The organism is Trebonia sp. (assembly GCF_049794275.1).
Classification (GTDB): Bacteria; Actinomycetota; Actinomycetes; order Streptosporangiales; family Streptosporangiaceae; genus Trebonia.
Genome location: NZ_JBARCR010000016.1, coordinates 1 through 2,181, shown reverse-complemented (window position 1 = coordinate 2,181; position 2,181 = coordinate 1). Strand labels below are relative to the sequence as shown.

General features: G+C 69.7%; 3 protein-coding genes. All 3 read right to left on the bottom strand.

Translation table 11 applies throughout. The annotated features are described in order from the left end of the window. Positions 1–342, bottom strand: a 342-nt coding sequence (locus WA805_RS00425) for an integrase core domain-containing protein (RefSeq protein ID WP_425241375.1), incomplete at its 3' end; no start/stop codon positions are given. Then, a complete protein-coding gene (locus tag WA805_RS00420) occupies positions 329–1,027 on the bottom strand; it encodes a hypothetical protein (protein ID WP_422339285.1) in 699 nt (232 codons plus the stop codon). The genes WA805_RS00425 and WA805_RS00420, both read right to left, overlap by 14 nt. A gap of 439 nt (positions 1,028–1,466) precedes the next feature. Further along, positions 1,467–2,181 (bottom strand): hypothetical protein (locus tag WA805_RS00415; RefSeq protein WP_425241374.1); only part of this gene is annotated, 715 nt, incomplete at its 5' end.

Sequence of the window (2,181 nt, the reverse complement as noted above, 5' to 3'; positions counted from 1 at the left end):
GGCAGATCGCAGGTCGGCCACCTCACGGACAGGCTGCGTCTCCATGTCCGGGGGCCGCTGCTGCCGGGACTGGTGCGGCCTGTGGCCGTTGTAATGCTTCAGGTACTCGCGGAGCACCCGGGCCAGGTGGCGTTCGCCGAGGACCAGGGTCTGGTCCAGCAGCTCGCGGCGGAGTGTCCCGATGACGCGCTCGCAGATGGCGTTCATCCTCGGCGTCCTCGGCAAAGTGGTCACAATCCTCAGTCCTTCGGACTTGAACACCTCCCCGAACGCGGTAGTGAACAGCGGATCGCGATCATGAATCAGGAACCGCAGCGTGCCGAGGCGGTCACCCAGGTCCATGGCCAGGTTCCGAGCCTGCTGCACCGCCCATGCCCCCGGTCGGGTGCGTGGTCACCCCGGCCACGTGCAGCCTGCGGGTGCCGTGCTCGATGAACACCAGCACGTACAGCCGCCTGAGTAGCACCGTCTCCACCACCAGGAAGTCACAGGCGATGATCGCGTGCGCCTGGCCGGCCAGGAACTCCCGCCAGGACGGCCCGGCTCCCCGGGGCGCCGGATCGATGCCCGCGGCGTGCAGGATCTCCCACACCGTGGACGCCGCGACCGCATGCCCGAGCCGCGCCAGCTCACCCTGGATCCTCCGATGCCCCCAGGACGGGTTCTCCCGCGCCATCCGGACAACCAGCGTCTTGACCGAGGTCCCGGTGGACGGCCGTCCCGGCCGGCGCCGGCTGGTGTAGTCCCACTTGCGGGCGACGAGGTCTCGGTGCCAGCGCAAGATCGTGGCCGGGGTGACCGGGAAGACCTCCGTCCACCGGTGGCGGCTCACCAGCCGGGACAGCGCCGCGAGCCAGAGCCGGTCGGCGTGATCCCACCGCAGTCGGCCGCTGAGCTGGCGGCGCAGCACCTGGTTCTCATGGCGCAGCACCAGCAACTCGGCATCCTTGGACAGATCAGACCGTGCCAGCACCGCCAGCAAGCCGAGCAGGCATCTCACCAAGCGGTAGATGAGCGACAACAGCACCCCGAGATGGTCTCAGCCACGCCCCTGATCCTGCAGCAAAACCCCAGCTCACGAAGCGAGACCGGGTTTCCGAGCGGGACAGGTCTGCGTCACCGGAGACCGCGCAGCGGCTTGCCGTCCCCGGACAGGAAGAACGCCTCCAATGTCCGCCTGGGTGGATCGCCGTAGGCGCACAGGCGTGTATGGCTGTTCGACCTCGGCTGACATCAGTGCCGTGACCGCGGCCCATCCCGGCCGGACTTCAAGCGGCAGATCCTGGCCGCCTTCACGAACGGGTTCAAGGATCGGCCGGACACCACCTTCGGCACGGTCAACGCCGATGTCCTTGAGCATTTTGTGCCCGGCTTCCGCCGGACGGACTTCGTCGAGGTCATCAAGTCGAACGCCTGGCCGCAGTAGCGGTAACTGTCTGACAGGACTAACCACCCGACAATGAGCGCTACCCAACGATGAAGAACGCCTGGCTACGGTTCGGCCGGATGACCGCCACGGCCGGCCGGGTGGCACCGGGGTGCCAGGACGCGAGCTGGGTCTTGGTCGCGAAGGCGAACTCGGCGACCAGGCTGTCGCTGCTGGCCGGCCAGCCGAAGCCGACGAGGGCGTCGTTGCTGACGGAAGATCCCGGCACGGCCGTCAGCTGCCCCGTGGTCACGGACGCGACCTCGAGCCGGGTGCCCAGCGCGCCGTCATCGCCGATCACGCCGGTTGGGCTGACCTGGAGCGCGAGGAAGTCACCGCTGGGGCTGAACGCGCCGCTGGCGGTGGTCGCCGCCGGCAGGCTGACCGTGGCCTGCCTGCCGGTCGCCAGGCTGAGCACCTGGACCCGGCACTGCCGGGCACAGTTCGCGGCCCAGGCGATCTCGGTCGCGGTCGCCGCGATGACGCCGTCAAACGTGCGGCTGGCCGCCGGGGCGGCCGCGTCCCACAGCTTGTAGACCGTCATTCCCGGTTGCGGGCTGACCGGTGCGAGCAGCAGCCCGCGGTCGGTTGCCTGCCTGATCACCCACCCAGCCGGAAGCCGGACCGGCGCCGCGAGCGGGACGCCGGCCAGGCTGACCTCCCGCGCCGTTCCGGCGGTGCTGCTCAGAGCGGCGTTGACCGGGTAACTGGTCAGCCACAGGGCGCTGGCGGTGGCCGCCGGCGCGACCTGGGTC